At 68.4% G+C, this 25,826-nt stretch carries 7 protein-coding genes; 3 read left to right on the top strand and 4 right to left on the bottom strand.

The features are described from left to right. From JYG34_RS15440 to JYG34_RS15430, 3 genes are read left to right on the top strand one after another with little or no spacing between them, the layout of a single operon-like run. The gene (locus JYG34_RS15440; protein WP_349629328.1) at window positions 1-6,513 is read left to right on the top strand and encodes an amino acid adenylation domain-containing protein; all 6,513 of its coding nucleotides are present in this window, start codon (window positions 1-3) and stop codon (window positions 6,511-6,513) included. Next, window positions 6,513-18,320, top strand: coding sequence for a non-ribosomal peptide synthetase (locus JYG34_RS15435; protein ID WP_213657270.1), 11,808 nt, complete (start codon window positions 6,513-6,515; stop codon window positions 18,318-18,320). The genes JYG34_RS15440 and JYG34_RS15435 overlap by 1 nt, the downstream gene beginning before the upstream one ends. A gap of 51 nt (window positions 18,321-18,371) precedes the next feature. Next, window positions 18,372-19,325, top strand: coding sequence for an alpha/beta hydrolase (locus JYG34_RS15430; RefSeq protein WP_213657269.1), 954 nt, complete (start codon window positions 18,372-18,374; stop codon window positions 19,323-19,325). A gap of 99 nt (window positions 19,326-19,424) precedes the next feature. Here JYG34_RS15430 and JYG34_RS15425 read toward each other — a convergent pair whose 3' ends face one another. The 4 genes from JYG34_RS15425 to JYG34_RS15410 form a co-directional block, all read right to left on the bottom strand. Next, window positions 19,425-19,880 carry an REP-associated tyrosine transposase gene (locus tag JYG34_RS15425; RefSeq protein ID WP_213657268.1) on the bottom strand — a complete coding sequence of 152 codons (456 nt, stop codon included), beginning with the start codon at window positions 19,878-19,880 and terminating at the stop codon, window positions 19,425-19,427. Window positions 19,881-20,202: 322 nt separating this feature from the next. After that, on the bottom strand, window positions 20,203-22,641 hold the full coding sequence (locus JYG34_RS15420) for a TonB-dependent siderophore receptor (protein ID WP_213657267.1): 2,439 nt from the start codon (window positions 22,639-22,641) through the stop codon (window positions 20,203-20,205). 128 nt (window positions 22,642-22,769) lie between these two features. Continuing rightward, window positions 22,770-24,419 (bottom strand): cyclic peptide export ABC transporter, encoded by a 1,650-nt coding sequence (locus tag JYG34_RS15415; RefSeq protein ID WP_213657266.1) that lies wholly within the window; start codon window positions 24,417-24,419, stop codon window positions 22,770-22,772. A gap of 11 nt (window positions 24,420-24,430) precedes the next feature. Further along, window positions 24,431-25,762 carry a lysine N(6)-hydroxylase/L-ornithine N(5)-oxygenase family protein gene (locus JYG34_RS15410; protein WP_213657265.1) on the bottom strand — a complete coding sequence of 444 codons (1,332 nt, stop codon included), beginning with the start codon at window positions 25,760-25,762 and terminating at the stop codon, window positions 24,431-24,433. Window positions 25,763-25,826 lie beyond the last annotated feature (64 nt).

The following is a 25,826-nucleotide window of genomic DNA, read 5'->3' as shown; positions in this document are numbered from 1 at the left end:
ATGGCCGCACATGACAGCGCCGCACTGGTGCAACGTTTTATCAGGTTGCCCCTGGCCCAGCGCCAGGCCTTCCTGGAAAAGCTTGCGAGCAAGGGGATGAGCCTGGCGCAGTTGCCGATACCCGGTGGCTGCGTCGAAGGCGAGACGGCACCGATGTCCTACGCCCAGGAGCGCCAGTGGTTTCTCTGGCAGTTCGACCCGGCGGGCGCGGCCTATAACATTCCCCTGGTGCTGCGTCTGCGTGGCGAACTGCAGCTGGAGGCGCTGCGCCGCAGCCTGGCGGCGCTGGTCGAGCGCCAGGCCAGCCTGCGCACGGTGTTCACCGAGCAGGGCGAGGGTGAGCGCTTGCAGCGGGTGTGCCCGCCGTTCGTGCCAGAACTGGCGGAGCGCAACGTCGAGCCCGCACAGTTGGCGGCTGTGATTGACAGCGAGACGCAACAGCCTTTCGATCTGCGACAAGGCCCTTTGCTGCGCTGTGCCCTGTTCAAGATCGACGCCCAGGAACGGGTGCTGGTGCTGACCTTGCATCACGCCATCGCCGATGGCTGGTCGCTGCAGGTGCTGCTCAAGGAACTGCTGGCCGGTTATGCGGCGTTCAGCCAGGGGCGCGAGCCGGCCCTGACGCCGCTGCCGATCCAGTACCGCGACTATGCCCTGTGGCAGCGTTGCTGGATGGAAGCCGGCGAGCAAGCGCGCCAGCTGGACTACTGGACGCGGCAGCTGGGCGGCGAGCAACCGTTGCTGGAATTGCCGCTGGATCGCCCGCGGCCGATGGTCCAGAGCCTGCGTGGCGCGCGCCTGCAGGTGGCCTTGCCCGCCACCCTGGCCGAAGGCCTGCGCCAGTTGGCGCAGGGCGAGCAGGCGACCTTGTTCATGGTGTTGCTGGCGTCGTTCCAGGTGCTGCTGCACCGCTACAGCGGCCAGTCCGACATCCGCGTCGGTGTGCCGGTGGCCAACCGCAACCGTGTCGAGACCGAAGGGCTGGTGGGCTTCTTCGTCAACACCCAGGTGCTCAAGGCCGAGATCGATCCGCAGGCCAGTTTCCAGGCGCTGTTGCAGCAGGTGCGCAGCGCCGCCCTGGAGGCCCAGGCCCACCAGGACCTGCCGTTCGAGCAACTGGTCCAGGCCTTGCAGCCGAGCCGCAGCCTGAGCCATTCGCCGCTGTTCCAGGTGATGTACAACCACCAGGGCGGCGTGGCCCAGGGTGCTGACGCCCTGGCGCTGCCGGGCCTGAGCATCGAAGGGCTCGAGGCGCAGGGGCAGGCGGCCAAGTTCGACCTGACCCTGGATACCCACGAAGCGGGGCAGGCGCTGTCGGCGACCCTGACCTATGCCACCGACTTGTTCGATGCCGCGACCATCGAGACCATGGCCGGGCACTGGCTGAACCTGTTGCAGGGGATCATCGAGGCGCCCGCTCAGCGAGTCGGCCAGTTGCCGTTGCTGGCAGCGCACGAACAACAGCAGATGATCGAGGATTGGAACGCCACGGCGGTGCCGTTCGCCGACGACCAGTGCCTGCACCAACTGATCGAAGCCAGCGCCGCACGCGCGCCAGCGGCTCCCGCCCTGAGCGTGGCCGGCGAAACCCTCGACTACGCCACCCTCAACCGCCGCGCCAACCGCCTGGCCCGACGCCTGCGTGCGGCGGGCGTGGGCCCGGACGTGCTGGTGGGCATCGCCGTGGAGCGCGGTGTGGAGCTGGTGGTGGGCCTGCTGGCGATCCTCAAGGCCGGCGGCGCCTACGTGCCGATGGACCCGGAATACCCGGCCGAGCGCCTGGCGCACATGGTCGAGGACAGCGGCGCGCAACTGGTGCTGACCCAAGCCCACCTGCGCGGCGCGCTGGCACTGCCGGCCGGGGTCGCGGCGCTGGAGCTGCAAGCCGGCGAGGACTGGCTGGCGGAGTTTGACGGCGACAACCTGGCCAACCTGGCCGCCCCCGGCAACCTGGCCTACGTGATCTACACCTCCGGCTCCACCGGCAAGCCCAAGGGCGTGGGCGTGCGCCACGACGGCGTGCTGAACTTCCTGGCCAGCATGCTCAAGCAACCGGGCATCGAGGCAAGCGACCGGGTGCTGTCGCTGACCTCGCTGTCGTTCGACATCGCCGGGCTGGAACTGTACGGCAGCCTGCTGGCCGGTGCCTGCATCGTGCTGGTGGAGCGGGCCACGGCCCGCGACCCGCAAGCCCTGCTGGCGGCGATCGCGGCCGAGCGGGTCAGCGTGGTGCAGGCCACCCCGTCGACCTGGCGGATGCTGCTGGACAGCCCGCAGGCGGCGAGCCTGGCCGGGTGCAAGGCGCTGTGCGGCGGCGAGGCCCTGGCGCCGGACCTGGCGGCGCGGTTGATCGAGCGTTGCGGCCATGTGTGGAACCTGTACGGCCCGACCGAGACCACCATCTGGTCGGCGCTGCACTACCTGGACGCGGGCAACCCGCAGGTGCTGCTGGGCCGGCCGCTGGACAACACGGCGCTGCTGGTGCTGGACGCCGACCTGCAACCGGTGCCGGTGGGCGTGGCCGGCGAGCTGTACATCGGCGGCGCGGGCCTGGCGCGGGGTTATCACCAGCGCCCGGGGCTGACCGCCGAGCGCTTCCTGGCCAGCCCGTTCGCCGACGGCGAGCGAATCTACCGCACCGGCGACCTGGCGCGCTTCGACGGCCAGGGCCGGCTGGAATACATCGGTCGCGCCGACCACCAGGTGAAGATCCGCGGGTTCCGCATCGAGCTGGGCGAGATCGAGGCGCAACTGCTGGCCTGCGCCGAAGTGCGCGAAGCGGCGGTGGTGGCCCGCGACACCGGCCTGGGCACGCAACTGGTGGGTTACCTGGTGCCGACGGACGCGGCGCTGGTGGTGGCGGGCGAAGCCCAACAGGCACTGCGCGAGACCCTGCGCGCGGCGCTGGGCGAGGCGCTGCCGGAATTCATGGTGCCGGCGCAATTGATGCTGCTGGCGCGCATGCCGCTGACCCCCAACGGCAAGCTCGACCGCAAGGCGCTGCCAGCGCCGGACGCGAGCCTGGCCCAGGCGCGCTACCAGGCGCCGCGCAGCGAGCTGGAATGCCAGCTGGCGCAGATCTGGGCCGAGGTACTGAAGCTGGAGAAGGTTGGTTTGGCCGACAACTTCTTCGAACTGGGCGGCCATTCGTTGCTGGCCACCCAGGTCATTTCCCGCGTGGCCCAGGGCCTGGCGATCGATGTGCCGCTGCGCACGCTGTTCGAGCACGCCACCCTGGGGGCGTTCGCCCATGCGGTTGGCCGGGTGGCCAGCAAGCCCGTCGCGGCGATTACCCGCGTTGCCCGCGACCAGGACCTGCCGCTGTCGTTCGCCCAGCAGCGCCAGTGGCTGCTCTGGCAGTTCGCCCCGGACAGCACGGCGTACACCATTCCCGCTGTGCTGCGCCTGCGCGGTGCCCTGGACGTCGCGGCGCTGGAGCGTAGCTTCGCTGCGCTGGTCGAGCGCCACGAGAGCTTGCGCACCACCTTTCACCAGACGGCCGATGGCCCGCTGCAAGTGATTCATGACGGCGTGTCCGTGGCGATACCCGTACGCGCGCTGCAAGGCGCGACCGAGGTGCAGGTCGAGGCACAGATCAAACAGGTGCTGCAACGCCCGTTCGACCTGGCAGTGGGGCCGTTGCTGCGTGTCGAACTGCTGCGCTTGTCCGAACAGGAGCACGTGCTGGTGATGACCCAGCACCACATCGTCTCCGACGCCTGGTCGATGCAGCGCCTGGTGGAGGAGCTGGTGGCGCTGTACGACGCCTTCAGCCAGGGCCAGGCGGCGCAACTGCCGGCACTGCCGATCCAGTACCTGGACTACGCCGTGTGGCAGCGCCAATGGCTGGCCGAAGGCGAGCAGGCCCGCCAGCTGGCCTACTGGACCGCCAAGCTGGGCGGCGAGCAGCCGGTGCTGGAACTGCCCACCGACCGCCCGCGCCCCGCGGCGCAGAGCTACCGCGGCGCGCGCCACGCGCTGCACCTGGCGCCGGCGTTGGCCGACGGCCTGCGCCAACTGGCCCAGCGCGAGCAGGTGACCCTGTTCATGCTGCTGCTGGCCTCGTTCCAGGCCTTGCTGCACCGCTACAGCGGCCAGGCCGACATCCGTGTCGGCGTACCGATCGCCAACCGCACGCGCCTGGAAACCGAAGGCGTGATGGGCTTCTTCGTCAACACCCAGGTGCTCAAGGCCGAGGTCGATGGCCAGGCCAGCTTCCAGGCGTTGCTGGCCCAGGTGCGCCAGGCGGCGCTGGAGGCCCAGGCGCACCAGGACCTGCCGTTCGAGCAACTGGTCGAGGCGTTGCAGCCGGAGCGCAGCCTGAGCCACAGCCCGCTGTTCCAGGTGATGTTCAACCACCAGCGGGTGGCGACGGCGATGGCCGCCCCGCACGGCTTGCAGGTCGAGGCGCTGGGCTGGGACAGCCACAGCACGCAGTTCGACCTGAGCCTGAACACCTTCGAGGGCGAGCAGGGCCTGTCGGCGTCGCTGGTGTACGCCACCGACCTGTTCGACGCGGCGAGCATCGAGCGCCTGGGCGCGCACTGGCAGCAGCTGCTGCAAGGCTTGGTGGCCGACGCGCAGGCGCCGCTGGGGCAACTGGCGCTGCTGGCGCCGGCCGAGCGTGAGCAGGCGCTGCACGGCTGGAACGCTACCGCCCGTGATTACGCGCTGGCCCTGAGCGTGCCGCAGCGCTTCGAGGCGCAGGTGGCGGCGACCCCGCAGGCCCCGGCGCTGGCCTTCGCCGGCCAGCAGTTGAGCTACGCCGAACTCAACGCCCGGGCCAACCGCCTGGCCCGCGAGCTGGTGGCCCAGGGCGTGACGGCCGATGCGCTGGTGGGCATCGCCGTGGAGCGCAGCGTGGAGATGGTGGTGGGCCTGCTGGCGATCCTCAAGGCCGGCGCGGCCTATGTGCCGCTGGACCCGGAATACCCGCGCGAGCGGCTGGCGTACATGATCGAGGACAGCGGCATCGAACTGCTGCTGACCCAGGCGCACCTGCTGGCCGAGCTGCCGCTGGGCGAGGGCGTGCGCAGCCTGGTGCTGGAGCAGTCGAGCGATTGGCTGGCCGGCCACGGCGACGGCAACCTGGGCCTCGTGCCGGCGCCGCAGCAACTGGCCTACGTGATCTACACCTCCGGCTCCACCGGCAAGCCCAAGGGCGCCGGCAACCGCCACGACGCGCTGGTCAACCGGCTGTGCTGGATGCAGGAGGCCTACGGGCTGACGGCGGCGGACAGCGTGTTGCAGAAGACCCCGTTCAGCTTCGACGTGTCGGTGTGGGAGTTCTTCTGGCCGCTGATCAGCGGCGCGCGGCTGGTGCTGGCGGCGCCGGGGGCGCACCGCGACCCGGGGCAACTGATCGCGCTGATCGAGGCCGAGCAGGTGAGCACGCTGCACTTCGTGCCGTCGATGCTGCAGGCGTTCCTGCAAGACCCGCAGGTGATCCGCTGCACCTCGCTGAGGCGAATCGTCTGCAGTGGCGAGGCGCTGCCGGTGGACGCGCAGCAGCAGGTATTGGCGCGGCTGCCGTGGAGCGGGCTGTACAACCTGTACGGGCCGACCGAGGCGGCGATCGACGTGACCCACTGGACCTGCCGCGAGGAGGGGCGCGACAGCGTGCCGATCGGTGTGCCGATCGCCAACCTGGCGACCTACATCCTCGACGCTGAACTGGCGCCGGTGCCGGTGGGCGTGGCGGGCGAGCTGTACCTGGGCGGGGTGGGCCTGGCGCGTGGTTACCACCGCCGCCCGGCGCTGACCGCCGAGCGCTTCGTCGCCAGCCCGTTTGGCGGCGAGCGCCTGTACCGCACCGGTGACCTGGCGCGCTACCGCGCCGACGGAGTGATCGAGTACGCCGGGCGTATCGACCACCAGGTGAAGATCCGTGGCCTGCGGATCGAGCTGGGCGAGATCGAGGCGCGCCTGTTGGAGCAACCCGGCATCCGCGAAGCCGTGGTGCTGGCCATCGATACCCCGGCCGGCAAGCAACTGGCCGGCTACCTGGTGCCGGAGGATGCCGCCGTGCTGCAGACACCGGCCCTGGATCAGGCACAGCTGGCCGAGCAGGTGCGTGGCCAGCTACGCCAGTCGCTGCCGGCGTACATGGTGCCCGGGCCGCTCATGCTCCTGGCGCAACTGCCCCTGAGCCCTAACGGCAAGCTCGACCGCAAGGCCCTGCCGACCCTCGAGGCCAGCAGCGCGCGGCCAGCGTTCAACCCGCCCGTCACTGAGTTGCAGTGCCAGGTCGCGGCGGTCTGGCAGGCCGTGCTCGGCTGCGCCCGGGTGGGCCTTGCCGACAGCTTCTTCGAGCTCGGCGGCCACTCGCTGGCGGTGGTCAATGTGGTCTCCCGCATCCAGCTGGAGCTGGGCTTGGCGCCTGGCCCGCAAGCGTTGTTCCAACACCCGACCCTGGCGGCCTTCGTGGCCCACCTGGAACAGTCGGGCAAGCAGGTCGACACGGTAAAACTGAACAAGCTGGAAGCCCTGCTTGATGAAATGGAGGAAGTCTGATGGACAAGAGTGTTGCTTCGAGGATCGCCAAGCGCTTTATCACTCTGCCCCTGGACAAACGCAAACTGTACCTGGAAAAGATGAGCGAGGAAGGGGTGTCGGTGGCCAACCTGCCGATCCCCAGGGTGGTTGACGCCTTCAGCCGCATCCCGCTGTCCTACGCCCAGGAACGGCAGTGGTTCCTCTGGCAGCTGGAGCCGGACAGCGCCGCCTACAACATCCCCACCGCCCTGCGCCTGCGCGGCGAGCTGGACGTGCCGGCCCTGCGCCGCAGCTTCGCGGCCCTGGTGGCGCGCCACGACGTGCTGCGCACGCGCTTCGTCGACCAGGGCGAGGGCCTGGCCCAGGTGATCGACCCCGACACGGCGCTGGACCTGCCGCTGGACCTGCTGCCCGACGGGTTGGCGAGGGAGGCGCGCGATACCTGGATCGAACATTACATCCACGAGCACGGCGCGGCACTGTTCGACCTGGCCGCCGGCAACCTGCTGCGGGTGCGTCTGCTGCGCCTGGATGCGCAGGACCACGTACTGGTGATGGTCCTGCACCACATCGTCTCCGATGGTTGGTCGAGCCAGGTGATGGTCGATGAGCTGGTGCAGGCCTACGCGGCCTGCAGCCAGGGCCGCGAGCCTCAGGCCGCGGCCCTGGAGGTGCAGTACGCCGACTACGCGATCTGGCAGCGCCACTGGATGGAGGCCGGCGAGCGCGAGCGGCAATTGAAATACTGGACCGCCCGCCTGGGCGATGATCATCCGGTGCTGGAACTGCCAGGCGACTGGCCGCGCCCGGCGCGGCGCAGCTACCAGGGCGGGCGGCTGCGCATCGACCTGCCGCAGCCGCTGGTCGAGGGCCTCAAGGCGCTGGCCCGCCAGGAAGGCGTGACCTTGTTCATGCTGTTGCTGGCCACCTACCAGACCTTGTTGCACCGCTACAGCGGCCAGGCCGATATCCGCGTTGGCGTGCCGGTGGCCAACCGCAACCGGGTCGAGACCGAAGGGCTGATCGGCTTCTTCGTCAACACCCAGGTGCTCAAGGCCGAAGTCGATTCGCAGGCGAGCTTCCGCGCGCTGCTCGCGCAGGTGCGGGTGGCCGCGCTCGAAGCCCAGGCCCACCAGGACCTGCCGTTCGAGCAACTGGTCGAAGCCCTGCACCCGCAACGCAATGCCGGGCACAGCCCGCTGTTCCAGGTGGTCTACAACCACCAGAACACTGCCAGGGGCGATGGCCAGGCGGCCGCCGACCTCGGTGCGCTGGCCATCGAGGGTATCCAGACGCAGCGCCATACCGCGCAGTTCGACCTGACCCTGGACACCTACGAAACCGAGCAGGGCGTGTGGGCGACCCTGAGCTACGCCAGCGACCTGTTCAGCGAAGGCAGCGCCCAGCGCATCGCCGGGCATTGGCTGAACCTGCTCGCCGGGATCGTCGCCGAACCAGGCCAGCGCATCGGCGAGCTGCCGCTGCTAGGCACCGACGAGCATCGCGCCAGCCTGGCGGCACTGAACCCGTCACCCCAGCACTTCCCACCGCGCGGCTGCGCCCATCACTTGATCGAGGCCCAGGCCGCGCAAGCCCCCGAGGCCATCGCCGTGACCTTCGAAGGGCGGCACCTGAGCTACGGCGCGCTCAACGAGCAGGCCAACCGCCTTGCCCACCAGTTGATCGGCGCGGGCGTCGGCGCGGATGCCCGGGTTGGCCTGGCCTGTCGCCGTGGGCCGGACATGCTGGTCGGCCTGCTGGCCATCCTCAAGGCCGGTGGCGCCTACGTGCCGCTGGACCCGGCCTATCCACGCGAGCGCCTGGCGTACATGATCGAGGACAGCGGCATCCGCCTGCTGCTGGCCGACCCTGAGGCGGCCCGGCAGCTGGATGTCCCGGCACAGGTCAGCGTGTTGCCGCTGGCCGTGCCCGGCGCCGACCTGCCGGCCCACAACCCCGAGGTGGCGCTGGGGCCGGACAACCTGGCCTATGTGATCTACACCTCCGGTTCCACCGGCAACCCCAAGGGCGTGCTGCTGCCCCACGGCAACATCCTGCGCCTGTTCGCGGCCACCGCCGAATGGTTCGATTTCGGCGCCGACGATGTCTGGTCGCTGTTCCATTCCTATGCCTTCGACTTCTCGGTGTGGGAGATCTTCGGTGCCCTGATGCACGGCGGCCGCCTGCTGATCGTGCCCCAGGACGTGACCCGCAGCGCCGAGGATTTCCACGCGCTGCTGTGCGACGAAGGGGTGACGGTGCTCAACCAGACACCGTCGGCCTTCAAGCAACTGATGCAGGTGGCCTGCCAGGCCCCTGACTCGCGCCGGCATGCCCTGCGCTACGTGGTGTTCGGTGGCGAGGCCCTGGAGGTCAAGGGGCTGCGCCCTTGGTTCGAGCGCTTCGGCGACCAGCCGACCCGGCTGATCAACATGTACGGCATCACCGAGACCACCGTGCACGTGACCTACCGCCCGTTGAGCCTGGCGGACCTGGACAATGGCGTCGGCAGCCCGATCGGCGTGCCGATCGCCGACCTGTCCTGGTACGTGCTCGATGGCCAGCTCAACCCGGTGGCCGCCGGTTGTGTGGGTGAGCTGTATGTCGGCGGCGCGGGCCTGGCCCGCGGCTACCACCGCCGTGGCGGCTTGAGCGCCGAACGCTTCCTGGCCGACCCGTTCGGCCCGGCCGGCGCGCGCCTGTACCGCACTGGCGACCTGGCGCGCCATACGGTCGCGGGTGAGATCGAATACATCGGCCGCATGGACCACCAGGTGAAGATCCGCGGGTTCCGCATCGAGCTGGGCGAGATCGAGGCCTGCCTGCTGGCCCAGCCCGGCGTGCGCCAGGCGGCGGTGTTGGCATTGCCGGGTATCGGTGGCGCGCAACTGGTGGCCTATGTGGTCATGGCCGAGGGCGGCGAGCCGCAGGCACGCCGTGATGCGCTGCGCCAGGGGCTGCGTCAGGACCTGCCGGACTACATGGTCCCGGCGCACTTCCTGCTGCTCGATGCCTTGCCGCTGACCACCAACGGCAAGCTCGATCGCAAGGCCTTGCCAAGCCCGGACACCCGCCAGCCCCAGGCGGCGTTCCGCGCCCCGGCCAGCGAGCTGGAACAGCACGTGGCGGCGGTGTGGGAAAGCGTACTGGATGTCGCCCGTGTCGGCCTGGACGATGATTTCTTCGCCCTGGGCGGCCACTCGCTGCTGGCCACCCAGGTCATTTCACGGGTACGCCAGGTGCTTGGCCGCCAGGTGGCGTTGCGCACGCTGTTCGAGCACACCACCCTGGGCGCGTTCGCCCAGGCCCTGGCGCCGCATGACGATGCGCGGCTGAGCGGGATCCCACAGGTGCCACGCGGCGCCAGCCAGCCGCTGTCGTTCGCCCAGGAGCGCCAGTGGTTCCTCTGGCAGCTGGAACCGGGCAGCGCGGCCTACCACATCCCGATGGCCCTGCGCCTGCGTGGCGTACTGGACATCGCGGCGCTGGAGCGCAGCTTCGCGACACTGGTCGAGCGCCATGAAAGCCTGCGCACCCGCTTCGTGACCGAAGATGGCCAGGTTCGCCAGGTGATCGATACAGCGTCGCCGCAGGCCCTGCCAGTGGACCTGGTGCTGCTGGGCAACCCGGACGAGCAGGCCTTGCGCGCCGTGGTCGAGGAGGAAACCCGCCAGCTGTTCGACCTGGAGCAGGGGCCGTTGCTGCGCCTGCGTCTGCTGCGCTTGACCGAGCAGGAGCATGTGTTGGTGATGACCCAGCACCATATCGTCTCCGACGCCTGGTCGATGCAGCGCCTGGTGGAGGAGCTGGTGGCGCTGTACGACGCCTTCAGCCAGGGCCAGGCGGCGCAACTGCCAGCACTGCCGATCCAGTACCTGGACTACGCCGTGTGGCAGCGCCAATGGCTGGCCGAAGGCGAGCAGGCCCGCCAGCTGGCCTACTGGACGGCTCAGCTGGGCGGCGAGCAGCCGGTGCTGGAACTGCCTACCGACCGCCCACGCCCGGCGGCGCAGAGCTACCGCGGCGCGCGCCACGCGCTGCACCTGGCGCCGGCGTTGGCCGACGGCCTGCGCCAACTGGCCCAGCGCGAGCAGGTGACCCTGTTCATGCTGCTGCTGGCCTCGTTCCAGGCCTTGCTGCACCGCTACAGCGGCCAGGCCGACATCCGTGTCGGCGTGCCGATCGCCAACCGCACGCGCCTGGAAACCGAAGGCGTGGTGGGCTTCTTCGTCAACACCCAGGTGCTCAAGGCCGAGGTCGATGGCCAGGCCAGCTTCCAGGCGTTGCTGGCCCAGGTGCGCCAGGCGGCGCTGGAGGCCCAGGCGCACCAGGACCTGCCGTTCGAGCAACTGGTCGAGGCGTTGCAGCCGGAGCGCAGCCTGAGCCACAGCCCGCTGTTCCAGGTGATGTTCAACCACCAGCGGGTGGCGACGGCGATGGCCGCCCCGCACGGCTTGCAGGTCGAGGCGCTGGGCTGGGACAGCCACAGCACCCAGTTCGACCTGAGCCTGAACACTTTCGAGGGCGAGCGGGGCCTGTCGGCGTCGCTGGTGTACGCCACCGACCTGTTCGACGCGGCGAGCATCGAGCGCCTGGGCGCGCACTGGCAGCAGCTGCTGCAAGGCTTGGTGGCCGACGCGCAGGCGCCGCTGGGGCAACTGGCGCTGCTGGCGCCGGCCGAGCGTGAGCAGGCGCTGCACGGCTGGAACGCTACCGCCCGTGATTACGCGCTGGCCCAGAGCGTGCCGCAACGCTTCGAGGCGCAGGTGGCGGCGACCCCGCAGGCCCCGGCGCTGGCCTTCGCCGGCCAGCAGTTGAGCTACGCCGAACTCAACGCCCGGGCCAACCGCCTGGCCCGCGAGCTGGTGGCCCAGGGCGTGACGGCCGATGCGCTGGTGGGCATCGCCGTGGAGCGCAGCGTGGAGATGGTGGTGGGCCTGCTGGCGATCCTCAAGGCCGGCGCGGCCTATGTGCCGCTGGACCCGGAATACCCGCGCGAGCGGCTGGCGTACATGATCGAGGACAGCGGCATCGAACTGCTGCTGACCCAGGCGCACCTGCTGGCCGAGCTGCCGCTGGGCGAGGGCGTGCGCAGCCTGGTGCTGGAGCAGTCGGGCGATTGGCTGGCCGGCCACGGCGACGGCAACCTGGGCCTCGTGCCGGCGCCGCAGCAACTGGCCTACGTGATCTACACCTCCGGCTCCACCGGCAAGCCCAAGGGTGCCGGCAACCGCCACGACGCGCTGGTCAACCGGCTGTGCTGGATGCAGGAGGCCTACGGGCTGACGGCGGCGGACAGCGTGCTGCAGAAGACCCCGTTCAGCTTTGATGTGTCGGTGTGGGAGTTCTTCTGGCCGCTGATCAGCGGCGCGCGGCTGGTGCTGGCGGCGCCGGGGGCGCACCGCGACCCGGGGCAACTGATCGCGCTGATCGAGGCCGAGCAGGTGAGCACGCTGCACTTCGTGCCGTCGATGCTGCAGGCGTTCCTGCAAGACCCGCAGGTGACCCGCTGCACCTCGCTGCGGCGAATCGTCTGCAGTGGCGAGGCGCTGCCGGTGGACGCGCAGCAGCAGGTATTGGCGCGGCTGCCGTGGAGCGGGCTGTACAACCTGTACGGGCCGACCGAGGCGGCGATCGACGTGACCCACTGGACCTGCCGCGAGGAGGGGCGCGACAGCGTGCCGATCGGCGTGCCGATCGCCAACCTGGCGACCTACATCCTCGACGCCGAACTGGCGCCGGTGCCGGTGGGCGTGGCGGGCGAGCTGTACCTGGGCGGGGTGGGCCTGGCGCGCGGTTACCACCGCCGCCCGGCGCTGACCGCTGAGCGTTTCGTCGCCAGCCCGTTCGGCGGCGGCGAGCGCCTGTACCGCACCGGCGACCTGGCGCGCTATCGCGCCGACGGGGTGATCGAGTACGCCGGGCGCATCGACCACCAGGTGAAGATCCGCGGCCTGCGGATCGAGCTGGGTGAGATCGAGGCGCGCCTGCTGGAACAAGGCCAGCTGCGCGAGGCGGTGGTGATCGCCTGCGACGGACGCAACGGCAAGCAACTGGTGGCCTACGTGGTGCCGGCCGGCAGTGAGGTGCCGAGCGCCAGCCAACTGGGCGCGCACTTGCTCGAACAGTTGCCGGACTACATGGTCCCGGCGCAGTTCATCGTGCTCGAGCGCATGCCGTTGAGCCCCAATGGCAAGCTCGACCGCAAGGCCTTGCCCGCGCCCGAACCGGTGGCGCCGAACACTGACTACGAGGCGCCGGCCACGGCCGCCGAACAGGTGCTGGCAACGATCTGGCAGGGCTTGCTGGGCCTGGAGCAGGTCGGCCGCCAGGACAACTTCTTCGGCCTGGGCGGCGATTCGATCGTCTCCATCCAGATGGTCGGGCGTGCACGCCAGCAGGGCCTGAACCTGACTCCACGCGATGTCTTCAAGCACCAGACCATCGCCGCCCTGGCGGCGGTGGCCAGCACCCAGCAGGCGCTGTCGATCGACCAGGGCCCGGTGACGGGTGACAGTGCGCTGGTGCCGATCCAGGCTGAGTTCTTCGCCCTGAACATTGCCGAGCGCCAGCACTGGAACCAGTCGGTGCTGCTGGAACTGCGCGAGCCGCTGGTGCCTGAGCTGCTTGAGCGCGCCTTGCGTGCGCTGGTCATCCAGCATGACGCCTTGCGTCTGCGCTTTGTCAGCGAAGACGGGCAGGTGCACGCCAGCCATGTACCACTGGTGGAGCTCGAAGCGCATTGGCAGCAGGCGCCGCTGCTCTGGCAAGCGCCTGTGCAAACACTGGAGCAGAACAGGACACTGGCCCTGCAAGCGCAACGTAGCCTGGATCTGCAGCATGGGCAGTCGCTGCGTGCCGTCCTGCTGCCCAACGGCGAAGGCGGGCAGCAGTTGCTGCTGGTGATCCACCACCTGGTGGTCGACGGCGTGTCGTGGCGCCTCCTGCTCGAAGACCTGCAGACCGCTTGCCGTCAGCTCCAGGGCGGCGCGTCGGTCAAGCTGCCGGCCAAGACCAGCGCCGTGCGCGACTGGGCCGCCTTCCTCGCATCCCATGCCGGCACCCTTGAACAGGCTGGCGAGGCGGACTACTGGTCGGCCCAGTTGCAGGACGCCCCGCGCGACCTGCCGTGCGAACGCCCGACCGGTAGCCTGGCCAACCACCATCGCGCCAGCGTCAATACCCACCTCGACGCCGAGCTGACCCGCCAGCTGCTGCAGCAGGCGCCGCAAGCCTACCGCACCCAGGTCAACGACCTGCTGCTGGCCGCCCTGGCGCGCACGCTGGTCAACTGGAGTGGCGAGCGTCATGCACTGATCCAGCTCGAAGGCCATGGCCGCGAGGACCTGTCGCCGACGGTGGACCTGAGCCGCACCGTGGGCTGGTTCTCCAGCCTCTACCCGCTGCGCCTGAGCCCGAGCCCGCAGTGGGCCACCTCGATCAAGGCCATCAAGGAGCAACTGCGCGGCGTGCCGGACAAAGGCATCGGCTTCGGCATCCTGCGCCACCTGGGCAGCCCGGCGGTGCGCGAGCGCCTGGCGGCACTGCCTGAGCCCCGGGTCACGTTCAACTATCTGGGGCAGTTCGACGGTAGCTTCGCGGCGACCGACGACGCCTTGTTCGTGCCCCGTGGCGAGCGCCTGGCCCCTGATCAGGACGAAGCCGCGCCGCTGAACAACTGGCTGTCGATCAACGGCCAGGTCTACGGCGGCGAGCTCAACCTGGCCTGGACCTTCAGCCAGGCGATGTTCGACAGTGCCACCGTACAGGCCCTGGCTGACGATTACGCCCAGCAGTTGCGCGCACTGATCGAGCACTGCCTGGCACCTGGGGCGCGTGGTGTCACCCCTTCGGACTTCCCCCTGGCGCAGGTCAGCCAGGCCCAGCTCGATCGCCTGCCCGTGGCGCTGGAGCAGGTCGAAGACCTCTACCCGTTGTCGCCGATGCAACAGGGCATGCTGTTCCACACCCTGGAAGCCGGTGGCGACGACCTGTACATCAACCAGACCAGCGTGGCCGTGGACGGCCTGGACGCGGAGGCGTTCGTGCGGGCCTGGGAGCAGGTGATCGGCCGCCACGAGATCCTGCGTACCGGTTTCTGGAGCGATGCCGCGCTGGGCGAGCCGCTGCAACTGGTCCATCGCCAGGCGCGCCTGGCGGTGCAGCGCCTGGACTGGCGCCAGCGTACGGTCAGCGAGCGGGACCTGCAGGCGCTGGCCGCGGCGGATTGCGCCCAGGGCTTCGACCTGCTGGCCGCACCGCTGATGCGCCTGACCCTGGTGCGCCTGGGCGAGGACCGCCACCAGCTGATCTGGACCAGCCACCACATCCTCATGGACGGCTGGAGCAAGTCGCGCCTGCTCGGCGAAGTGTTCCAGGTCTATGGCGGCCAGGCCCCGGCGCCGCGCCGTGGCCATTACCGCGACTACATCGCCTGGTTGCAGGCCCAGCCGGCCGCTGCCCAGGAGGCGTTCTGGACGGCGCGCCTGCAAGCGCTGGAGGGCACCACCAGCCTGGCCGCCAGCCTGCCGGCGCCGCCGCCGGGGCACAGCGGGCATGCCGCGCTGTACCTGAAATGGGATGCCCGCCGCACCGCGCGCCTGCGTGAACAGGCCCGTGCCCTGCGCGTCACGCCCAACACCCTGGTGCAGGGTGCCTGGTCGCTGCTGTTGCAGCGCTTCACCGGCCAGCAGTGCGTGTGCTTCGGCGCCATCGTCGCCGGTCGTCCGGCGCAGCTGGACGGTGCCGACGAGATGCTCGGGCTGTTCATCAATACCTTGCCGATCATCCAGGCGCCGCGCCCGGAACAGGTCGCCGCGCAGTGGCTGCAAGCCTTGCAGACCCACAACCTGGAGGCACGCGACCACGAGCACACCGCGCTGGCGGATATCCAGCGCTGGTCGGGGCAGGGCGCCCAAGGGTTGTTCGACAGCATCATCGTGTTCGAGAACTACCCGATCGACGAGCGCCTCAAGGAAACCGGCGACGGCACCCTGCAATTCGGTGCCGTCGCCGGGCGTGACGTCACCAACTACGCGATGGACCTTGCCGTTCACCTGAACGACACCTTGAGCATCGAGTTCCTCTACCTGCGCAGCCGCTTCAGCGAAGCCAGCTGTGCCCAGGTCATGGCGAGCTTCGAGGTGCTGCTGCAGGCGCTGATCGACACGCCGCAGGCTACGTTGGGCAGCCTGGCGACCCTCGACGCCGCGCAGCAACGCCAGCTGGAGCTGGACAATCAACTGACGGTGGCGACGGACCAAGTTGAGTTGCTGGCTGAGCTGATCGCCCGGCATGTGGCCCAGCAACCGCAGGCTCCGGCGCTGGTCTGTGGCGACCGGCAGTTGAGCTACGCCGAACTCGAAGTGCGTGCCAACCGCCTGGCCCACCGGCTGATCGCCGAAGGGGTTGGCCCGGAGATGTTCGTGGGCGTCGCCCTGGAACGTTCGGTCGAGGTGATCGTGGCCTTCTACGCGGTGATGAAGACCGGCGCGGCCTATGTGCCACTGGATGTCGACTACCCGCGCGAACGCTTCAACTGGATCGTCGAAGATTCGGCCATGAGCGTGCTGCTGAGCGAACAGCGGGTGCTCGAACGCCTGGGCCAGCCGGCTTCCGGGCGGGTACTGGCGCTGGACGACCTGGACCTGTCCGGCGAACCCGGGCACTGCCCGGCGCCACGCGCCCAGGCCGACAACCTGGCGTACCTGATCTACACCTCGGGCTCCACCGGCAAGCCCAAGGGCGTGGCGGTGGCCCACGGGCCGATCCGCATGCACTGCCAGGCCATCGCCGAACGCTACGAGATGAGCGCGCGTACCCGCGAGCTGCTGTTCATGTCGTTCGCCTTCGACGGTGCCCAGGAACGCTGGCTGTCGACCCTGCTGTGCGGTGGCTGCCTGGTGATCCGCGACAACCGCCTGTGGACCCCGGAGGAAACCTGGCAAGCCCTGCACGCGCAACGTATCAGCATCGCCTGCTTCCCACCGGCCTACCTGCAGCAACTGGCCGAGTTCGGCGAGGGGCGCGAGGCACCACCGGTGGACATCTACTGCTTTGGCGGCGACGCGGTGGCCGAGGCCAATTTCGAGCGGGTCAAGCGCGTGCTCAAGCCGCGCTGCCTGACCAATGGCTACGGGCCGACCGAAACCGTGGTCACGCCGCTGCTGTGGAAGGTGAGCGTCGACCAGCGCTGCGAGGCGGTGTACGCGCCGATCGGCATCCGGGTCGGCGAGCGCACTCTGTATGTGCTGGACAACCAGCTCAATCCGGTGCCGGTCGGCGTCGCGGGCGAGCTGTACATCGGCGGCGAGGGGCTGGCCCGGGGTTACCACCAGCGCCCGGGCCTGAGCGCCGAACGCTTCGTCGCCGACCCGTTCGGCAACGGCGGGCGGCTGTACCGTTCCGGCGACCTGGTGCGCCAGCGCCCGGATGGCGTGATCGACTACCTCGGGCGCCTGGACCACCAGGTCAAGGTGCGCGGTTTCCGCATCGAGCTGGGCGAGATCGAGGCGCGCCTGCGCGCCATGGCGCCGGTGCGCGACGCGGTGGTGGTGGCCCGTGACACCCAAGGCGGCAAGCAACTGGTCGGCTATGTGGTCGCCGACGCCCGCGAGGGGTTGGCCGAGCAGTTGCGCGGCGCGCTGCAGGCCGAGCTGCCCGACTACATGGTGCCGAGCCAGCTGCTGGTGCTCGAGGCGTTGCCGCTCAACCCCAACGGCAAGGTCGACCGCAAGGCCCTGCCGGACCCGGACTTCAAGCGCCGCGAGTACCTGGCGCCGCGCAATGCCGTGGAAGCGGCCCTGGCGGTGATCTGGCAGGACGTGCTGGAAGTGCCGCAGGTGGGGGTGACCGACAACTTCTTCGAACTCGGTGGCGACTCGCTGCGTATCCTCAAGGTGCTGACCAAGGTACGCGCCAGCGGCCTGGGGCTGGACCTGAAGTTGCGCGACCTGATGGCCCGGCCGACCATCGCCGAGTTGTCGGGCTACAGTGCCGACGACCTGGCGCTGGACCCGCTGCTGTCGCTCAACCGGCGAATCGCCGACGTGCCGGCGCTGTTCTGCCTGCACGCCGGCTTCGGCACGGTGTTCGACTACGAGCCGCTGGCCCGTCTGCTGGAGGGCAAACGCAGCGTCTTCGGCCTGCAATGCCGCATGCTGCTCGACCGTGGCTGGCAGGATGAGTCGCTGGAAGCGATGGCCATCGACTATGCCCAGTACATTCGCCAGAAACAGGCCGATGGCCCTTACCATCTGCTGGGCTGGTCGCTGGGCGGCAGCCTCGCGGTGCTGGTGGCCGAGGAGCTGCGTCGCCAGGGCCAGGAGGTGGCCATGGTCGGCCTGGTGGACAGCTACCTGCCGGGTGAAGGTGGGGATACGCCACAGGACTACCGTGAGGACCTGCTGGCGTTCCTTGGGGTGGTCTGTGGCCACCGGCCACAAGCCTTGCCGGGGCTCGAGGCGGCCGCGATGCCGGACGAACCGGTGTTGACGCAGGCCATCCGGACTTGCCTGACGCAGTCACCTGTGCACGCCGAACGGCCACGTTTCGATGCCCAGGAGCTGGCCCATGTGTTCCAGGTGGCCATGCGCCTGAAAGCCCTCAGCCTGCGCCTGGCGCCTCTGCCGGCGCTGGATTGCGAGGTGCATTGCTGGTGGGCGGCGCGAGTTGCGTTGTCCGCGCGGCAGGGCTTCGAGGCGGGCTTCGGCGCGCTGGCCGCCAGCCACACGGTCCAGGCCGGCCACTTCGAGCTGTTGCGCGATCCGGGCCTGCTGGCCCAACTGACCCAACTGCTCGGCGAACCCGAGCCTGTCGCCGGTTGATCTTCTCGGGCCCTGGCGACGGGGCCCGCACTTTTTGCGTAAGGAACCAACATGTCTCTGCATCCCGACCTTGCCGGCTTTCTCGAACTGGTGGAAATGGGGCGATTGATGGGCAACAGCCAGCCGATGCACCAGTTGAGCGTCGAGCAGGCGCGCCGCGATTTCGCCAGCAGCTCGGCCATTCTCGACCCGAGCCCGCCCGCGGCGCTCGAGGTGACCGAACTGAGCATCGTCGCGCGCGATGGCGCCGCGCTGGCGGCGCGCCTGTACCGCGGCGAAGGCCCGCGCCCGGCGGCGCAGCCGACCATTCTCTACCTGCATGGCGGTGGTTATGTCGTCGGCAGCCTGGATTCCCATGACTCGGTGTGCCGCCGCCTGGCGGCCGATGGCCGTTTCGCGGTGCTGGCGGCGGACTACCGCCTGGCGCCCGAGCAGCGTTTCCCCACGGCCAGCAATGACGTGCTGGATGTGGCTGACTGGTTGGCCGCCCAGGCCGCGACGCTGGGCCTGGACGCCGCGCGGGTGGCGGTGGCCGGCGACAGCGTCGGCGCCACCTTGGCCACGGTATTGGCGTTGGCGGCCCAGAAGGGGGAAACGCGCCTGGCGCCCGTCGCCCAGTTGCTGTTCTATCCGGTGACCGACACCAGCCGCGAGCGTGACTCCCATGTTCGCTACGCCGAGGGTTACCTGCTGGAAAGCGCGACCCTGCGCTGGTTCTACGACCTGTACCTGGCCGAGCCCCGGCAGCGCCTGGACTGGCGGGCCTCGCCGTTGTTGATCGAGCAGCTGCCGGCGCAGGTGCCCAGCTTCGTCAGCCTGGCCGGGCATGATCCGCTGTATGACGAGGGGGTGGCGTGGGCCGAGCGGCTGCGGGCCAGCGGGACCGAGGTGACCCTCGATTTGCAGCCGCAGTTGACCCATGATTTCCTGCGCATGTCCGGCATGGTGCCGCAGGTGCAGGGGATTTATGAGCGGGCGCTGGAGTGGCTTTTCCAGCGTTGTTGATGTCGAGCCCATCGCGGATGAATCCGCTCCTACAACAGCGCCTGCCTGTAGGAGCGGATTCATCCGCGATGCGGCGCGCAAGCGGCGCTCTATCAACACCTAAAGCCAGACCGCATCCCAATGCGGGTATCTGCCTACCTTATCCACCAACCCCGCTCTCAGCGGATTGGCGACGATGTACCTCGCGACCATGACCACATCGTCTTCCCGCCGCAACGCGCGGTCGTGAAAACCGGCCTGCCAGACGGGTGTGCAACTAACTCCGGCCTTGCGCAACGCATGGCTCGATCGCGCCTTGAAATAACGCATCAATGTGCTCAGCGACGCCGCTTTCAATTCGACCAGCCAATGAACGTGATCGGGCATCACGACCCAGGCCAGTGATCGGCATTGGCCTTCCTGGTCAGCCTGGCGCAGGAATCGGATGGCCGTTCGTGCGTGGTGGAAGTCGAGGAACAGGGGCTGGCGATGGTGGGTGACGGTGGTCAGTACGTAGAGCCTGCCTGGCTCCGAGTATCTGCCGCGGCGCAGTTGGCTGCCTTGGGGAGTGGGCATGAGGGGCGTCCATGAGTGGGGTTTCATGGTCCAGCCTAGTGGTGGTGCCTTGGAGGAGATGGGGGGAACAATTTCAGGGTTTGTCGGGCGCCGCTTTGCGGCGCATCGCGGATGAATCCGCTCCTACAAGCGCATCGCGGATGAATCCGCTCCTACAGGCGCATCGCGGATGAATCCGCACCTACAGGCGCAGCGATATGGGCGGCCTGTAGGAGCGGATTCATCCGCGATGCGTCGAGCACATCCCACGAAAAAGCCCCTTTGCCAGCAACTGGCAAAGGGGCTTTTTCACATCCAGGGCACTAGGCCCCTAACACACCGATCACCACTTGTAGGTGAGGTCCGCCGTCACGGTACGCTCGGCGCCCAACAGGCACCCAACCGTGGCGAAGCAGCCCGCCACGTAGTACTTGTCGGTGAGGTTCTTCACGTTGACCGACGCCTTCAGGCCTTCCAGGCTGCGGTCGGCCTTGCCGAAGTCGTAGCTGATCATGGCGTCGACCAGGGTGTAGTCCGGCACCTTGAAGGTATTCTGCGCGTCGCCGTAGGTCGAGCCGGTGTAGCGCGCGCCCACGCCAAAGCCCAGGCCGGCCAGCGGGCCGCCCTGCAGGGTGTAGTCGACCCACAGCGAGGCCAGGTGCTTGGGAATGCGCACCGGGGTCTTGCCCTTGTTGCTGATGCCGGCGACGTTCGGGTTATCCTTGGTCACTTCGACATCGGTCACCGAGTAGGAGGAGATCACGTTCAGGCCCTCGACCGGCTTGAACACACCTTCGAGCTCGACCCCACGCGAGGTGACTTCACCCTCCTGGACACTGAACGACGGGTTGCTCACGTCGGTGGTCAGCACGTTCTGCCGGCGCAGGTCGAAGGCCGACAAGGTCACGTAGCTCTGCGAGCCATTGGGCTGGTACTTCACGCCGATCTCGTACTGCTTGGCGGTCTCGGGCTCGAACTGCGAGCCACTGGCGGTGGTGCCGCTGGTGGGCAGGAACGACTCGGTGTAGCTGATGTAGGGGAACAGCCCGAAGTCGAACAGGTAGCCCAGGCCGACACGGCCGGTGAAGTCCTCGGCGTCGGTGCTCTGCCTGGTGTTCTGCAGGCGGTTGCGGGTGTCCAGGCTGGCCCAGTCGTAACGGCCGCCCAGCGAGGCGATCCAGTTGCCGAACTTGATCTGGTCCTGCAGGTAGACACCGAGCTGGCGGTTCTTCTCCGAGGTGCTGAGCAGGCTGGTGTAGCGCGAGGTGTCGATGACCACGCTGCGATCAGGGTTGTAGATGTTGATCGACGGCGCATTGCCGGTCTGGGTGAAGGCGCTGCGCTTGCCGTGCTGGTAGTCGGTGCCCATCAGCAAGGTGTGCTCGAGCTCGCCGGTGGCGAATTTGCCGACCAACTGGTTGTCGATGGCGTAGTTGTCGTTCTCGTAGTCGCGCAGCTGGTAGTAGCGGTTGATGGTGTTGCCGTTGATCACGCCACTGTTACGGTACAGCTGGTGCTCGTAGCCGGTGAAGTGGGTGTAACGGAAGTTCTGCTTGAAGGTCCAGCTGTCGCTGAGGTTGTGCGTCAGCTCGTAGCCCACGCTGGTCTGCTCGGCCTTCTCGGCGTCGAAGCCGGGCTCGTTCAGCGAACGGTGGCGCGGCAGCTTGCCGTTGGGGTTGGAACCGTCGAACAGCGAATAGGGCAGGTTGCTGGTGAACAGGTTCTTGTTGCGCTGGTAGGAGGTCAGCAGGGTGAGGCTGGTGTCTTCGTTCGGTGCCCAGGTCAGGCTGGGGGCGATGTAGACCCGGTCGTCCTTGATGTAGTCGATGCTGCTGTTGGCGTCGCGGCCAAGGGCGACCAGGCGATAGCTGAGGGTCTTCTGCTCGTCCAGCACGTCGCCGATGTCCATGTAGGCCTGGGCGCGGTCGTTGCTGCCGCCGGAAATGCCCACTTCATGGTGCGGGCTGAAGGTCGGGCGCTTCGACACGAAGTTCAGCGTGCCGCCTGGCGAACCCTGGCCGTACATCACCGACGCCGGGCCCTTGAGCACTTCGATGCGCTCCATGCCGTAGGTCTCCGGCGCGTAGTAGCCGACCTGGTTGTTGCGCAGGCCATCGGTGTAGGCGTTGGCGTTGATCTGCTGGAAACCGCGGACCATGAGGGTGTTGTCGGTCGGGTTGTTGCCGGCGACGTTGGAATAGACGCCCGCGGTGTAGGCCAGGCTGTCGCTGACGGTCTGCGCGCCCTGGGCGGTCATGCGGTCGCGGGTGATCACCGAGATCGACTGCGGGGTTTCCATCAGCGAGGTGTCGGTCTTGGTGGCGGTGGTCGAGCGGGTGGCGATGTAGCCGTCGACCGGGCCGTAGGGGTTCTCCTGGCCCTTGGCGTTGACCACGCTCGGGTCGAGGGTCACGGCGGCGCTGCTGTCGTTGCTTTGCAAGGTCAGGGTGTTGCCGTCCAGGCTGTAGCGCACCCCGGTGCCGCGCAGCAGGCCGGCGGCGGCGGCCTGGGCCGAGAGGTGGCCGCGCACCGCGCTGCTGCGCACGCCCTGGACATCGTCCGGGCTGTACAGCACCTGCAGGTTGGTCTGGTCGGCCAGTTGCTTGAGCGCGCCCGGCAGGCTCTGGGCGGCGATATCGACATCGTATTCCTGGGCCTGGGCCAGGCCTGCCATAGGCAAGCCCAAGGTGATACCCATCAGGGCGACGGGCAGGGTGCGACGCAAGGAGTGGCGCAACAGCAGGGCTTTTGCCAGGGGCGTGAAGTCACTGAGAGTCGACATCGTTATAGCTCTTGAAATGTGTTAAGTGGGAATTATTAGCATTGGCTTTAAGTGAGACGTTGCAGTGCCGTGAAACCGGATGGCATTTGCGAAATATTTTTATTTAGGCGCGAGCGCCAGCCGCCTGGTCAGGCGGGCTGGGGCTCGCAGATGACGCGGCCGTTTTCCATGCGCACGATCTGGTCGGCGACATCGAAGTAGCGGTCGTCGTGGGAAATGACGATCAGGGTGCGGCCCTGGCGTTTGAGGTCCGGCAGGATCTCGGTGTAGAACACGCGGCGGAACGCCGGGTCCTGGTCGGCCGCCCATTCGTCGAACACCAGTACCGGGCGCCCCTCGATCCAGGCACTGACCAGGGCCAGGCGCTTGCGTTGCCCGGTGGACAGGTCGGTGGTGGTGAAGGCGCCGTCGCGGATCGACACCTTGTGGTCGATTTCCAGGCGCTCGAGGTACTGCACGGCATTGGCCGGCACCGCGGGGCCATCGTTGACCAGCTCGTCGAACAGGTAGTAGTCGGCGAAGATGGTGGTGAACAGCTGGCGATAGTCGTCCCGCTCGCGGTCGCCGACCACCTCGCCGTTGAGCAGCACCTGCCCCTGTTGCGGCGGGTACAGGCCCAGCAACAGCTTGATCAGGGTGGTCTTGCCGCCGCCGTTCTCACCAACGATGAACACGATGTCGCCCTGGGCGATGTCGAGGTTCACCGGCCCCAGCTTGAACGGCGTACCGCCATCGGCCACCGGGTAGCTGTGGTGCACATCGACCAGTTGCAGGCGCTCGACCTGCACCTTGGGCGGCTCGCGGTCGGTCAGCAGCAGGTGAGGCTCCGGCGAGGAGAACTGCTCGGACAGTTCGGCGATGCGGCGAAAGGCGATCTGCGCCCGGCTGACGATCGGCAAAGTGCTGACCAGGTGCTCCAGCGGGCCTTTCATGTACAGCAGCACCAGCACGAACCCGCTCATGACCGCCTTGTCGCTGCTCGGCCACAACGACTGCAAGGCCAGGGCCAGGCCGATCACCACGAAGAACAGCATCGAGCCCAGGCTCTTGGCCACCACGAAGGTGTTGACCGAGCGCACCTGCTTGTCGCGGATCCGCTCGGCGGTGGCCTGGATGCCGTCGACGAACATGCGTTGGCGGCGCGAGCGGTGGATGCGCAGCTCCTTGGCGCCCTCGGCGATGGCCTGGTAGTGCTTCTGCAACTCGTCCTCGGCTTCGCGGGCATCGACGAAGCCCTGGATGCCACGGGCGCGGGCGATGTACTGGACCACGGTGCCGACACCGATGGCCACCAGCATCAGCACGAACATCGGCAGCGACAGCAGCGCCAGGTAGGCCATGCAGCCAAGGACCACCGTGACCGAGATGGCCAGCGGCGCGAAGGCGAAGGCGAACGAGCTGATGGTGTCGATGTCGTGGGTCAGCACCGGGATCAGGCGATGGCTGCGGTAGCGTTCGATCTGCGCGATGGGGGCGCTGAGCACCTTCTCGCCCAGGCTGCGGCGCAGGTTGGCGATGATCTGCTGGCCGACCCGGTTGCTGCCGATATCGGAGAAGATCGAGCCCAGCAGGGCCAGCACGCACAGCCCGGCGAACGCCCCGACCAGGGCCAGGCTCAGGCCGTCTTCGCTATGCAGGCCACGGTTGATGGTGGCCAGCAGCGCCGTGACGCTGAAGCCGCCGAGAATGCCCAGCAGGATCGACGCCGTGACCTGCGGCCAGAACGGCCGCAGCAAGGCCAGCAGTTCGCGGGTGGCGCCGCGAGAAGGGGTTTTCATGGCGTGATCCTTCAGGCGCTGATCGCAAGGCTGCCGGTGCCGCTCAGGCGTGCCTGGCCCAGCGCCTGGTACAGCGACTCGCCGATTTCCGCCGCGCGGTTGGGCAGCACCGACAGCAGGGTGTCGCTCAGGCCGTGGCTGTTCTCGCAGAAGCCTTGCAGGTACACCGCCGCCTGCAGGTCCGGGCTGGCCAGGGCGCGGTAGTCGCGGGCGACGTTGAAGTCTTCCAGATAGCCCTGCAGCGGTGCCAGCAGGTCGCGGTGGGAGCGGCGCTCGTAGCCGGTGGCGAGGATCACCGCGTCGTAGCGGTGGGTCTGCGTCTGGTGGGTGGCCAGGTCCTGCAGGGTCAGCTCGATGCCGTCGGTGGTGGCCACGGCGGCCTGCACCTGGCGGCGGCAGAGCACGGCGTGACGGTACTGGTGGGCGACCTTCTGGCGGTAGAGGATGCCGTAGATGCGCTCGAGCAGGTCGATGTCGACCACCGAGTAGTTGGTGTTGTGGTACTCGGCGATCAGTTTCTGCCGCTCGTGCTGCTCCTGGTTGAACACCAGGTCGGTGTAGTCGGGGGCGAAGATCTCGTTGACGAACGGGCTGTCGTCGGCCGGCTTGAGGGCACTGGCGCGCACGATCATGTCGACCTTGACCGACGGGTAGCTGTCGTTGAGGTCGATGAATGCCTCGGCGGCGCTCTGCCCGGAACCGACGATGGCGATGCGCATGGGCTTGCCTTCGGTGCAGGGCAGGGTGGCCAGGCTGCTCAGGTAGCGCGAGTGGTGGAACACCCGCGGGTCGTCCTTGAACGCGGCGAAGCTGGCCGGCACCTTGGGCGTGCCACCACTGCCGACCACCACCGCGCGGCTCAGGCGGGTTTGCTCATGGCCCTGGGTGTTGCGCGAAACCACGCGCAGGTGCCGCACCTGGCCGTTGTCCAGCACCGGCTCGATGCGGGTCACTTCTTCACCGTAGCGGGCCTGGGTGGCGAAGTGCTCGGCGGCCCAGCGCAGGTAGTCGTTGTACTCCAGGCGGCAGGGGTAGAAGGTGCCCAGGTTGATGAAGTCGGCCAGGCGCTGCTTCTGGTGCAGGTAGTTGACGAAGCTGTAGGGGCTGGTGGGGTTGCGCAGCGATACCAGGTCCTTGAGGAAGGAGATCTGCAGCTCGCTCTGGGTGGCCAGGGTGTTGCCGTGCCAGCGGTAGTCGTTCTGCTTGTCGATGAACAGCGCGTCGAGGGCGTGGCCGTGGGTTTCGGCGAGTTCTTCCAGGGCGATGGCCAGGGCCAGGTTGGAAGGGCCGAAGCCCACGCCGATGAGGTCGTGGACCTGCTGGGAGGTGTGGGGCTGGCTCATGCTATCGGTTCCTTGAAGTGGCGGGGGGCGCCGACGGCGGCCACCCCGAGCTGCGGGAGTACAT

The organism is Pseudomonas entomophila (genome assembly GCF_018417595.1).
Classification (GTDB): domain Bacteria; phylum Pseudomonadota; class Gammaproteobacteria; order Pseudomonadales; family Pseudomonadaceae; genus Aquipseudomonas; species Aquipseudomonas entomophila_C.
Note: the sequence above shows the minus strand (reverse complement) of the source record. Positions and strands in the feature narration are given on the sequence as shown.